This window comes from Rhodococcus sp. O3 (assembly GCF_048897285.1).
Classification (GTDB): domain Bacteria; phylum Actinomycetota; class Actinomycetes; order Mycobacteriales; family Mycobacteriaceae; genus Rhodococcus.
The window spans coordinates 17,095-29,499 of the sequence record NZ_JBMBTE010000066.1 but is presented as its reverse complement, the minus strand read 5'-3'; the positions used below and the strand labels follow the sequence as shown (position 1 = coordinate 29,499).

Annotated in this window: 8 protein-coding genes; 3 read left to right on the top strand and 5 right to left on the bottom strand. The window is 67.8% G+C overall.

Annotated elements, in window-relative coordinates:
- Together ACN675_RS18350 and ACN675_RS18345 are read right to left on the bottom strand one after the other, a co-directional pair.
- Nucleotides 1–1,404 (bottom strand): acetyl-CoA carboxylase biotin carboxylase subunit (locus ACN675_RS18350; RefSeq protein WP_420752198.1); only part of this gene is annotated, 1,404 nt, incomplete at its 3' end.
- An 11-nt stretch (nt 1,405–1,415) separates the two neighbouring features.
- Nucleotides 1,416–3,020, bottom strand: a complete 1,605-nt coding sequence (locus ACN675_RS18345) for a carboxyl transferase domain-containing protein (protein ID WP_420752197.1) — start codon at nt 3,018–3,020, stop codon at nt 1,416–1,418.
- 102 nt (nt 3,021–3,122) lie between these two features.
- Between ACN675_RS18345 and ACN675_RS18340 the strand changes: the two genes are divergently transcribed.
- Both ACN675_RS18340 and ACN675_RS18335 read left to right on the top strand, forming a co-directional pair.
- A complete protein-coding gene (locus ACN675_RS18340) occupies nt 3,123–3,767 on the top strand; it encodes a TetR/AcrR family transcriptional regulator (protein ID WP_420752196.1) in 645 nt (214 codons plus the stop codon).
- Between the two features lie 149 nt (nt 3,768–3,916).
- Nucleotides 3,917–7,492 carry a patatin-like protein gene (locus ACN675_RS18335; protein WP_420752195.1) on the top strand — a complete coding sequence of 1,192 codons (3,576 nt, stop codon included), beginning with the start codon at nt 3,917–3,919 and terminating at the stop codon, nt 7,490–7,492.
- A gap of 135 nt (nt 7,493–7,627) precedes the next feature.
- Here the strand turns inward: ACN675_RS18335 and ACN675_RS18330 are convergent, their stop codons facing one another.
- Complete coding sequence (locus ACN675_RS18330; RefSeq protein ID WP_420752194.1) at nt 7,628–7,891, bottom strand: GlsB/YeaQ/YmgE family stress response membrane protein; 264 nt, start codon at nt 7,889–7,891, stop codon at nt 7,628–7,630.
- 119 nt (nt 7,892–8,010) lie between these two features.
- Complete coding sequence (locus ACN675_RS18325) at nt 8,011–9,120, bottom strand: NDMA-dependent alcohol dehydrogenase (RefSeq protein ID WP_420752193.1); 1,110 nt, start codon at nt 9,118–9,120, stop codon at nt 8,011–8,013.
- A gap of 151 nt (nt 9,121–9,271) precedes the next feature.
- Here ACN675_RS18325 and ACN675_RS18320 point away from each other — a divergent pair, with 151 nt between their 5' ends.
- Nucleotides 9,272–10,549 (top strand): ClC family H(+)/Cl(-) exchange transporter, encoded by a 1,278-nt coding sequence (locus tag ACN675_RS18320; protein ID WP_420752192.1) that lies wholly within the window; start codon nt 9,272–9,274, stop codon nt 10,547–10,549.
- 59 nt (nt 10,550–10,608) lie between these two features.
- On the opposite strand, the gene ACN675_RS18315 is transcribed toward ACN675_RS18320, so the two are convergent.
- Nucleotides 10,609–12,255: an AMP-binding protein gene (locus ACN675_RS18315; protein ID WP_420752191.1), complete on the bottom strand. Its 1,647-nt coding sequence runs from the start codon at nt 12,253–12,255 to the stop codon at nt 10,609–10,611.
- Nucleotides 12,256–12,405 lie beyond the last annotated feature (150 nt).

Below are 12,405 nucleotides of genomic sequence, written 5' to 3'. Positions count from 1 at the left end.
GTCCCCGAGCCGGCGGTCGAGCAGCCCTGTGTCGAGAGCCCCGGCCTTCACGTCCGGGTCGGCGAGCAGGAACCGCGCGAAGTCGATGTTCGTGACGACGCCGAGCACCGCGGTCTCGGACAGTGCACGGTCGAGACGACGCAGCGCGGACGCCCGGTCCGGGCCGTGCGCGATGACCTTCGACAGCATCGGGTCGTAATCGCTGCCCACGACGGTGCCTTCACGCAGACCCGAATCGACGCGGATGCCGATCGCAGTGTCACTTCCCGTCGCTGCGCTCGCCCCGCCGGGCTCATCGAGGCCGAGCACCGTGCCACCCGTCGGCAGGAAACCGCGCGCGGGATCCTCGGCGTAGACACGGGCCTCGATCGCGTGCCCGGTCAGGGTGATGTCGCTCTGCTCGAAGCCGAGCGGCTCGCCGGCCGCGACCCGGACCTGCCATTCGACCAGATCCAGTCCGGTGACCAGTTCGGTGACCGGGTGCTCGACCTGCAGGCGCGTGTTCATCTCCATGAAGAAGAACTCGTCGGGAGCGTCGGCGGAGACGATGAACTCCACGGTGCCGGCGCCGGTGTAGTCGACGCTGCGGGCGGTGTTGCACGCGGCCTCGCCGATGCGGGCCCGGGTCGCCTCGTCGAGCAGCGGTGACGGTGCCTCTTCGATGACCTTCTGGTGGCGGCGCTGCAGGCTGCATTCACGCTCGCCGAGGTGCACGACGTTGCCGTGGGTGTCGGCGATGATCTGCACCTCGATGTGGCGGGGCCGCTGCACGAACCGTTCCAGGAACAGCGTGTCGTCGCCGAACGCGGAGGCGGCCTCGCGACGCGCCGACGCCAGCGCGTCGGCGAGCTGACCCGGTTCGGTGACCAGGCGCATGCCCTTGCCGCCACCGCCGGCGGACGGCTTGATCAGCACCGGATACCCGATGTCGCCGGCGGCGGCGATCAGTTCGTCGTCGGTCAGACCCGGCCGGGAGATGCCGGGGACCACGGGGACGTCGAACGCGGAGACGGCGTTCTTCGCGGTGATCTTGTCGCCCATCGTCTCGATCGCCTTGGCGGGCGGGCCCAGGAAGATCAGCCCGGCGTCGGCGCAGGCCTGCGCGAACGCCGAGTTCTCCGACAGGAAGCCGTATCCCGGGTGGATCGCCTGCGCCCCGGAGGCGCGGGCCGCGTCGATCACCTTCGCGATGTCGAGGTAGCTCTCGCGGGCGGCGGCGGGTCCGAGCCGCACCGCGGTGTCCGCCTCCCGGACGTGGAGTGCTCCGGCGTCGGGGTCGCTGTAGACGGCGACCGACCGAATCCCCATGCGGCGCAACGTCCGGATCACCCGGACCGCGATCTCACCGCGGTTGGCGACCAGAACGGTATCGAACAGGCCGGGGCCACCGACAGTTTCGTTCATGCTCATTTCACTCACATCCGGAAGACGCCGTAGGAGACCGGCTCGAGCGGCGCGTTCGCACACGCCGACAGGGCCAGGCCGAGAACTTCTCTGGTATCGAGGGGGTCGATGATGCCGTCGTCCCACAACCTCGCGGTCGAGTAGTACGGATTGCCCTGTGCCTCGTACTGCTCGCGGATCGGCGCCTTGAACGCCTCCTCGTCCTCCGGCGACCAGGGCTTGCCCGACGCGTCGAGCTGCTCGGAACGGACGGTCGCGAGGACGGATGCGGCCTGCTCACCGCCCATGACCGAGATCCGGGCGTTCGGCCACATCCACAGGAACCGCGGCGAGTACGCCCGGCCGCACATCGAATAGTTGCCCGCGCCGTAGGACCCGCCGACCACGACGGTCAGCTTCGGCACCCGTGCGCACGCGACGGCCGTGACCATCTTCGCGCCGTGCTTGGCGATACCGCCGGCCTCGTAGTCGCGGCCGACCATGAACCCGGAGATGTTCTGCAGGAACACCAGCGGAATCGATCGCTTGTCGCACAGCTCGATGAAGTGCGCTCCCTTGAGGGCGGATTCCCCGAACAGCACACCGTTGTTCGCGACGATCCCCACGGGGTGGCCGTGGATCCGCGCGAAACCGGTGACCAGAGTCTTGCCGTACTCGGCCTTGAACTCCTTGAAGCTGGAGCCCGGCCCCTCCGGATCGCCGTCGACGACCCGCTCGATGACCTCTCGCACGTCGTACGGGGTCCGGGAATCGGTCGGCACCACGTCGTACAGATCGGACGGGTCGGTGGCCGGCGCGAACGTCGGCGCCACATCCCACGGGCGCGAGGTGCGCGGACCGAACGTGGAGACGATCTCGCGGACCTTGTTCAGCGCGTCGCGGTCGTCCTCGGCCAGGTGGTCGGTGACACCGGAAACCTTCGAATGCAGGTCGCCGCCGCCGAGCTCCTCCGCGGTGACCACCTCGCCGGTCGCGGCCTTCACCAGCGGCGGACCACCCAGGAAGATGGTGCCCTGGTTCCGGACGATGACGGCCTCGTCACTCATCGCCGGCACGTACGCGCCTCCGGCGGTGCACGAACCGAGGACCGCGGCGATCTGCGGAATCCCCTTGGCGCTCATCGTGGCCTGGTTGTAGAAGATGCGGCCGAAGTGCTCGCGGTCCGGGAACACCTCGTCCTGCCTGGGCAGGAACGCGCCACCGGAGTCGACGAGGTACAGGCACGGCAGGTTGTTCTGCAGCGCGATCTCCTGCGCCCGCAGGTGCTTCTTGACGGTGATCGGGTAGTAGGTGCCGCCCTTGACCGTCGCGTCGTTGGCGACGATCACGCACTCGCGGCCCGAGACGCGGCCGATGCCGGCGATCATGCCCGCGCCGGGGCACTCGTCGTCGTACATGCCGTTCGCGGCGAGCGGCGCGATCTCGAGGAACGGGCTACCCGGGTCGAGCAGGGCGTCGACGCGGTCGCGAGGCAGCAGCTTGCCGCGGGAGACGTGGCGTTCACGGGACTTCTCGTTGCCACCGAGTGCGGCGGCCGCGAGGCGTTCCCGCAGCTCACCGACGAGCGCGAGGTGCTGGTCGCGGTGGGTGGGGAGAGTCGTTCGAGGGGTTGTCACAGGATCGTCCTCGTCGCTGGAGTTAATCTTCGATAACTGAAAACGAGGTTAACTGTGATTAACTGAGTTGTCCAGACCACACACCGAACGGAAGGGGAAGCGATGTCGGAGCCCGACGTGCAGGACGCCCCCGAGGCCCCCACGCTCCCACCCGAAGAGCGGCCCGTCACCCGGCGCAGCCAGGCGAAAGCGGATCGGCGGCGGCAACTGTTGCAGGCCGCGGCGAGGCTCGTCGCCGAACGCGGATTCGCCGGCGTGCGGCTCGAGGACCTCGGCGCCGCGGTCGGCATCAGCGGTCCCGCCGTCTACCGGCATTTCCCCAACAAGGACGCCTTGCTGGTCGAACTGCTCGTCGACATCAGCCGCCGCCTGCTCGCGGGCGGCACCGCCGTCGCCGCCGAGACCACCGACCCGGAACGCACCCTCGTGCGGCTCGTCGACTTCCACCTCGACTTCGCGCTCGGGGAACCCGACCTCATCCGTGTCCAGGACCGCGAACTGCAGTCGCTGCCCGACGACGCGCGCCGCGAAGTACGGCAGACGCAGCGCCGCTACGTCGAGATCTGGGTGGACGTGCTGCGGCGCATCGACCCGACGCTGCGCGAATCCGACGCGCGGACCATGGCGCACGCGACGTTCGGACTCATCAACTCCACGCCCCACAGCGCGATCCCCTACTCCCCCACCGCGGCGCGCGTGGTGCTGCGGCGGATGGCACTGGCCGCGCTGCGCTCCAGGGGCAGCTGAGCACCTGCGGATACGCCGGACGGGGCACGGAATTCGGGTAGTCGACTACTCGTGCCCCGGAGCGACCTCGGAGGACACACTCGAATCGGCGCCGACCGATCGGCGGGACCGGCCGGCCCGGCAGATGTCCCGACGAGAGGGGTCGTTCCATGTGCGCTCCGCGAACGATGAACACCGCGCTCGGACTCCCGAGTCCACCGGCCGACCGCAGCCGGCCCGACGGCCGGGAACGCCCGCCGGATCCCGTCGCGCTGCTGCCCGCACCCGACGAAGGCTCGTCCTTCGGTTCCCGCGCCCTCCCGGCGCCGACTGAACAGCCGTCGCGTGCAGCCGCCACCTGCCACGACTCGTCCCAGACCTACGCTCGCCAACTCCGGATCGCCGTGGCGATGCGAGGCGGCGTGAGCTTGGCGGTCTGGATGGGCGGGGCCTGCCGGGAGCTGGTCCGACTGCGACAGGGTTCTCTCGAAATCCCGGACGAATTCGTAGACGGCGCCGCCGGGGCGAAGGTCTACAAGGCATTGCTGGAGGAATGCGGGTACAGCGAGCCGGTCGAGATCGACGTCATCGCGGGCACCAGCGCCGGTGGGTTGAACGGGGTCCTGCTCGGGTGGCACCTCGCGCGCGGAGCCGGCTTCGGGGACGACGTCCGAGACATGTGGCTGCGGCTGGGCGACCTCGGCGACCTGGCCCGCCGGCCGCTGTGGAACGGACACGAGTCGCTGCTGCGCGGCGACGACTACTTCTTCCCGCAGGTCCGGAAGGCGCTCGAACAACTCGACGGTGACGGCGTTCCGTGCGCACAGGCGAACCATCCCCTCCGATTGCTCGTCACCGCCACACGACTGCGGCCACGTAACGACGCCGTGTTCCCCGGGGCCGGACCCCGCCTCGGTGCCACCGAGTCGCGGTCGTTCTTCCGGTTCCGCTACCAGGGCCGCTCCCGCGAGTTGCAGGGTTTCGACGACTTCGGTGACGCCGAACAGATGGCGTACGTCGCGCGCACCACGTCGTCGTTCCCGGGCGCATTCGAACCCGCGACCGTGAACCCATACCCGAAGAAGTCCCTGACGAGAGAGACGGGCGCACCCAACGTTCACGGCATCAGTTCCGAAACACGCACTTGTGCAACGAATCCCGAGGAATCCAATCTCGAACTCATTGACGGCGGGGTGCTCGACAACGTTCCGCTGACCTGGGCGGTACGAGCGGTCGCGGGAATGCCCGCCGACCAGGCCGTCAATCGGTGGTTGCTCTACCTGCAGCCCGACCCCGGTAACCACGCAGAGGATCCGCCGCAGACCCGGTCCGCGACGCGGATGCTGCGGTCGCTGTTCCAGACCTCGCAACTGAAGAACAACTCCGAATCCATCCTCGACGACGAGGAGAACCTCCGCCAGCTCGTCGCCGCGGAACGGCGCGAGCTGGCTGTCCTTCTCGGCATCGATCCCAACCTCGATGCACCGGAGCGGCGCGCCCCGAGCATCGAGCAGATCGACGCCTATCGAGCGGCCGTGGGGTGCGCCGAAGTACGCAGGCTGCAGCGATTGGCGAGTGCGCCCCTCACACTCGTCGGCCTGGATCCCCTGCCGATCCCCGATACCGAACAGCCGCTGCTCGCGGCATTCGCAGCCTACGACCAGTCCAAGGGTGGGCCCCTCGCCCCCGTCGACGACGCGGACGCCATGAAACTCGTCCTGCCGGACGAGAGAGTGAGCGAATCGAACGTCGGGCGCTGCGCACGCACCCCACTGGTCGCCGCGAGAGCAGTCACGCTGTTGCTGCATGCGCTGCGGCAAACCGAGTCGGCGCGAATGCAATTCGAGGTGGCACGGCAGAACCCCTACCCGCGGGACACCGAGCGCTTCGACGAGCTGGACAAGCAATTCCGGGAGCAGGACAAGCAATTCCGCGACCAGATGTCGGAACTGCGCAAGGAGATCTACACCTTGCGCTTCACGTGCGAAGTGACGGTGGCCCACCGCGACCGCGTCCTGCTCGACACCATCACCCGCGAACCCTGGCGCAAGCCCGATTCCCTACTCCGAAAAGCTTCCAACAAACCGGATTTCGAGTATCCCGAAGCATTTCCCGACGGTGGCACGAAGCGATCGCACTGGCGCACGTGGACTCGGCACGCGGCGGCCGCCGCCGCGGGAGTGCCGCCGGCGCCGCGGACACCCCCGGACGCGGTCACCTGGAAGGCCGACCCCTACGGAGCCCTGTGGGACGGAATCGTCGCGCAGACGGTATCCGTCGCTGATCTCGTCAACCGATTCCTTCCTCCCGGATCGGTCCGGATCGACCCCCTCCTCACGGTCCTGCGGCGCGCCACCGACACAGCAACCGCCGACCGCGCACTGTGCCGTCTGGAGATCGCCACCGGCCCGTCGCGGCCGGATCCGCTGGGAGCCTCGGTCGCACCCAAGCTGGTGGTCGCATCCGCAGCCGAGCAGAGCCCGCTCGAGGAGAGGATCTACGGCGAGAAGCTGAAGGAGACCGAGCGAATCTCGCGCAAGCTCAACGGAAACCGGATCGGGAACTTCGCCGCGTTTCTCAGCGCGCGGTGGCGCCAGAACGACTGGTTGTGGGGTCGTATGGACAGCGCCCAGAGCCTGGTTCGCCTCGTCGCCACGCCGGACCGCACCGCGAACATCGATGCCGAGAAGCTGCGCACACTGTTCTTCGCCGGAGCCCCCGAACGCGGCCCGTTCCGCGATCTGCTCGAACGTGAATGGGTGAACGGCATGTACGCCGACAACCCACCGGAGAAGGTCGTCGACGCGATCACTACACGATTGCACTGGGACATTCTCGAGCACGAACTCGAACACCTCCGAACATTGCACGAGCGGAAATCGGGAAAGGATCGGCCCCCGAGCTCGACCGGCCGGGAGATGCGCACACCGGCTCGAACGGTGGCGGAGGATCCGCAGCCGGCGCTGAAACTCCTCGCGGACGTCGGCGAGGAATCGGTATCCGACCTCCTGCGCCGTCCGGATCTGCGCCGGACGCAGCTGCAACTGGCGCTGGTGGGTCTGGGTGCGCTGTTCCCCGCCGGCTGGAAGAGCAAACTCGGCTATACCGCGACCAGTGTCACCGCAGGACCGCTCGCGATCCTGCCGGTGCTCCTGGCGATCCTCGCTCCGTGGGGAATGCTGGTGTCGATGCTCGCGCTCGGGATGCTCACCGCGATGATGACCGGTCGAGCGATGTCCCTTGCACAGCTACCCGCGCTGCTCGGCATGATGCTCGTTCTTGTGTGTGCGACGCGCAGATTCTGGAAATGGCGTCATTCCCGCTTCGCGGTGGGGGTCCTGGGGATCGTCGCGATCGGGAGCCTGCTGTGGGTCGGGCGGGACTGGCAGATACCCAGCAGCAGTTGGCCCTGGCCCGCGGGTGCTGCGGCGGCAGTCGTCACTGTGGCAGCACCGATGGTCGCCTCGCAGTTCACTGCCTGGCACTACGCGTGGCGCGCGCACGAACGAGGAGTTCGATGGATGCTGCCCGTCGGCGCCGTCCTCGCGTCCGCAGGTGTATCGGCCGTAGTGATCTGGGGATTCACGAACCTGTACGGCACGGAAGCCGCCGGTATCGACCCGATCGGCGCATACCCGGCGTGGAAAATCCTGGTTCTGGTGTGGATTCTGCTGGCGATGGCGTTCTGGGCGCTGCTCGTCGCCCTGTCCGTCCGGCGGGCCGAGCCATCCCCTGAGACGGCGTGACCACCGTGGACGAGCACCGATGTCCCTCACGCCGGCTCTGCGCGCACGGTCGCCGTACCGCTCCTCGAACGGAGCGGTACGGCGACCGTGGAATTCGGTTGCAGCGCGAATCCTGTCGGCGCGTGCGCCGAAGCGCTACTTGTTTCGCGTCAGCGAGGTGTAGCCGAGCGTGAGCACGGCGGCTGCGGCGATGGAGATGATCCAGCGGATCCAGTCGATGCCGCTGGTGTCGCCCTTGTCGAGCAGACCCTCCCACACCCAGTAGCCGATCAGGGCGCCCGCGATGCCGAGCACGACGGTGATCACCCAGCCCATCGCCTGCTTGCCCGGGATCACCAAGCGGGCGAGCACCCCGATGACCGCACCGAAGATGATCGTCCCGATGATGTTGCCAATCATTGCGAGCTCCTTTCCGTCCTACATGAGCCATACGGACGGTATGTCACCGATGATCATGAAGATAGCGACACGACCGGAACAGCTGGGAAAATTCGTGCAAATCGTTCCCGGACCGTCGCTCACGCGTGGACGATGACGCCCCGGATGTTCTTTCCGTCCCGCAAGTCCTGATAACCCTGATTGACCTCTTCGAGGGTATACCTGGTGGTGATCAGCTCGTCGAGTTTCAGCTGACCGGCGTCGTACAGCCGCAGCAATCGCACGATGTCGTACTGCGGATTCGCCGAGCCGAACAGCGATCCCTTGATGGTCTTCTGGAACAGGGTCAGTTCGCATCCCGATACGTGCACCGTCAGCTTCTCGGGATTGGCCAGGCCGGTGATGACCACGGTGCCGCCCTTGCCGACGACCGAGGTGGCCGCCGCGACGACTGCCTCGTCGACGGTCCCGACGAGGATCAGAGCGGCGTCGGCGCCCTGTCCCCAGCTCAGTTCTCTGACCTTCTCCGCGGCCTCCTCGGCCGTCGCGTACGCGTGGGTGGCCCCGAATTTCAGGGCGGTGTCCCGTTTGAAGTCCACCGGGTCGACGACGACGATGTACTTCGCGCCCGCGTGCACGCAGCCCTGGACCGCATTGACGCCGAGCCCGCCGATTCCGTAGATGACGACGATGTCGCCGGGTCGCACATCCCCGGCGTACACGGCGGTGCCCCACCCGGACGGAACCCCGCACCCGACGAGCACCGCGGTTTCGAGCGGCAGCCAGTCGTCGACCTTGACGACCGAGTGCTGCGAGATGGTGGCACGTTCGGAGAAGGTGCCGAGCATGCACATGGCACCGAAGTCCGTGCCGCCGGAGTGGAACCGGAAGGTTCCGTCGGGCATGGAGCCTTCGAGGATCGTGGCGCCCATGTCGCACAGGTTCTGCCGGCCGGTCGAGCAGTACCGGCAGGTGCCGCAGTTCGGGATGAAGCTGCATACGACGTGGTCACCGGGCTTGACCTTCGTGACGCCGGGACCGACCTCCTCGATGATGCCGGAGCCTTCATGGCCCCCGACGATCGGGAAACGCGGCGGCAGGTCGCCGTCGGTCAGATGCAGATCGGAATGGCACAGACCCGCTGCGGCGTATTTGATGAGGACCTCGCCCGGGCCGGGCCCGTCGAGGTCGAGTTCCATGATTTCGAAGGGTCGTCCAGTTTCGAGCAGCACTGCCGCCTTGGTCTTCATCGTTCATCTCCTCGGATCGACAACCGGCCGGTCACCCCCGACTCAGTGTGTCATGGATCACATCGGCTGCCCGGTGGTCGGAGAGAACGCGTTTCGTCCGGCTCGCCGAACCCGGCACGACCGACCGGGTTCCGGTGCTAGCGTCCGGGTCATGGGCGCCGGCGCTCGGGGACTGCTTGCCGTGAGCGTGGTCGCCCTCGTGGCGGGCATCGCGATCGGTTTCGTGGGCGGGGCGTTCCGCTGGTGCCTCGAGATCGCCGATCGGTGGCGTTTCGAGCTGCTCGAGTGGGCCGGCCGCGCCCCCGGCCCGGGCTGGCTCGTCCCGGTCGCCGTCGCAGCGCTCGGGGCCGCGGCTGCGGCGATGATCGTCCGGCTCGTGCCGTTGGCGTCGGGCAGCGGAATCCAGCACGTCGAGGCGGTGTACCGGGGGGAGGCCGATCCCGCGCCCCTCCGGCTGGTCCCTGCGAAGTTCGTCGGTGGGCTGCTCGCCATCGGATCGGGTCTCGTCCTCGGCCGCGAAGGCCCGACCGTGCATATGGGTGCGGCCATCGGGACCGAAACCGGACGCCGCGCAAGACTTCCCGAATCCGATGTCCGCATCACCGAATGCGCGGTGGCGGGTGCGGGGCTCGCCGTCGCATTCAATGCGCCGATCGGTGGGGCCCTGTTCGTGTTCGAGGAGGCGACCGGAATATTCCGCACGCGCATCGTGATACCGACCCTGTTCGCGGTCGCCTCGGCCGTGACCTGTTCCCGATTGATCACCGGCGACCGCCCCGACTTCGCGGTGGGCGCGATCGATTCCGCGTCACCGGTTCTGCTTCCGCTGTTCGTCGTGTTCGGCGCCGCCACAGGCGTTCTCGGCGTCCTCTACAACAAGCTGATCCTCGGATTCCTCGCGGTCGCCTCCGCGGTGCACCGAGTACCTCCGGTCGTGGTCGCCGCGCTGATCGGGGCGATCGTCGGACTGCTGCTCGTGTTCGATCCGCTCGCCGCCGGTGGCGGTGACACCCTCTCCCAGCGCATCGTGGGCGGTGAAGGCGTGCTGCTGCCCGGCGCTCTGGGGTTGCTGCTCATGCGATTCGTCGCCGGACCGCTGTCCTATGCGGCGGGGACACCCGGTGGCCTGTTCGCCCCTCTGCTCGCCGTCGGCGCCCTGTGGGGGCTGATCTTCGCCGGCGTTGCCGATCTCGTTCTGCCCATTCACGATCCGGGGCTCGGTGTGTCGATGGCGATCGTCGGCATGTCGGCGTTCTTCGCCGCGACGGTACGCGCCCCGTTCACCGGCATCGTGCTCGTGATCGAGATGACCGCCGTCTCCGCGATCACCGTTCCGATGGCCGTGGCATCCGCTGCGGCGGTGCTCGTCGCCCAGCTCGCCGGCTCGGCTCCGATCTACGACAGCCTGCGGCACCGGATGCTCACATGAGCCGTGTGCCGTTGTGGCGGTCGGAGCCGCCACAACGGCACACCGGCGGCGGAGCCGCACTATCGACTGATGAGGTCCACCGACAGTTGCCGCATCTCGACCTTGCGGATCTTCCCGGTGACCGTCATCGGGAACTCGTCGACGACGTGGACGTAGCGGGGGATCTTGTAGTGCGCGAGCTTGCCGGTGCAGTACTCGCGGAGCGAGTCGGCGTCGAGCGGTTCGGCGCCCTCACGCATCTTGATCCACACCATCAGTTCCTCGCCGTACTTCTGGTCGGGGACGCCGACGACCTGGGCGTCGAGGATGTCCGGATGGGTGTAGAGGAACTCCTCGATCTCGCGCGGGTAGATGTTCTCGCCGCCGCGGATCACCATGTCCTTGATGCGGCCGGTGACCGAGACGTAGCCGTCGGCGTCCATGACACCGATGTCGCCGGTGTGCATCCACCGCGCGGCATCGATGGCTTCGGCGGTCTTTTCCGGCTGGTTCCAGTAGCCGAGCATCACGGAGTATCCGCGCGTGCACAGTTCCCCGGGTTCGCCGCGCGGCACGGTCAGACCGGTCGCCGGATCGACGACCTTGACCTCGAGGTGCGGTCCGACGCGGCCGACCGTCGCGGTCCGCTGGACGATGCTGTCGTCGCTGCGGGTCTGCAACGACACCGGCGACGTCTCGGTCATGCCGTAGCAGATCGACACCTCGGTCATGCCCATACGTTCGATGACTTGCTTCATCACCTCGACGGGGCACGGCGAGCCCGCCATGATGCCGGTACGCAGGCTCGACAGGTCGTAGCCCTCGAAGCCGGGGTCGGCGAGTTCGGCGATGAACATCGTGGGGACACCGTAGAGCGAGGTGCAGCGTTCCTCCGCGACGGCCGCGAGCGTCTGCGCCGCTTCGAACGACGGACCCGGAATCACCATGGTGGCACCGTGACTCGTGCATGCCAGGTTCCCCATGACCATCCCGAAGCAGTGATAGAACGGCACCGGGATGCACACCTTGTCCTGCTCGGTGTAGTGGCACAGTTCCCCGACGAAGAATCCGTTGTTGAGGATGTTGTGATGGCTGAGGGTGGCCCCCTTGGGGAAACCCGTTGTTCCCGAGGTGTATTGGATGTTGATCGGGTCGTCCGGGGACAGGTCGGCCTGCGCGGCGGCGAGCCGGGTGCGATCCGCGGCCAGTGCGGCCTTGCCGGTCTCGACGAGGTCGTTCCATTCGGGGAGCCCGAGCAACACGACCTGTTCGAGATCCGGGCAGTTGCCGCGCACCTCGGCGATCATCGCGGCGTAGTCGGAGGTCTTGAAACTCGGCGCGGCGACCAGCATCCGGATCCCGGCCTGGGTGAGCACGTATTGCAGTTCGTGCGACCGGTAGGCGGGATTGATGTTGACGAGGATCGCCCCGATCTTGGCGGTGGCGTACTGCACGAGCACCCATTCGGCACAGTTCGGCGCCCAGATGCCGACCCGATCGCCCTTGCCGATGCCCGCATGCAGCAGGCCCAGCGCGAGCGCGTCGACCTCGGCGGCGAGCTCGGTGTACGTCCAGCGCCGGCCGGTGGGACGGTCGACGAGGGCGTCCCGGTCTCCGTGCCGGGCGACGGTGCGGTCGAAGTTGTCGCCGATCGTGTCACCGAGCAGCGGAACGTCCCACGCGCCCGAGGCGTAGCTGGGGATTTCGGGTGTGGCGATGCCGGTCATCGATTTCTCCTGGGGTGTGCGCAGCCCGGGTAGGTGGTACTCGTCCACCATCCTTACCCTTTCCGGGCCACCGATGTTCGAATTCTGGACAGCTGCTGCCGTCACGACAGCCGAGAACGGCGCCCTCCCCGGGGGTGATGGGGAGGGCGC